The sequence below is a fragment of the Pseudomonas sp. AC463 genome, from assembly GCF_979253585.1.
The window spans coordinates 1-247 of the sequence record NZ_CEEDDZ010001003.1; the positions used below are offsets into that span (position 1 = coordinate 1).

At 64.8% G+C, this 247-nt stretch carries 1 protein-coding gene; it reads left to right on the forward strand.

The features are described from left to right. Positions 1–247 (forward strand): prephenate dehydrogenase/arogenate dehydrogenase family protein (locus AC0IYH_RS33255; RefSeq protein ID WP_471838672.1); only part of this gene is annotated, 247 nt, incomplete at both ends.

Consider the following 247-nt stretch of genomic DNA (forward strand, 5'->3'; position numbering starts at 1 on the left):
TCCCTATCCTGGCTATGGAGCGTTTGCTCGGTGAGTTGGCCAAGCTGGATCTGGGTGATGCCGTGCTGACCGACGCCGGTAGCGCCAAAGGCAATGTGGTGCGCGCTGCAGACGCTGTCTTCGGTGGTGTGCCGGCACGCTTCGTGCCGGGCCATCCGATTGCCGGCTCCGAGCAGAGTGGCGTCGAGGCAGCCAACGGCGAGCTGTTCAAGCGTCACAAGGTGATCCTCACGCCGCTGGCGCAGAC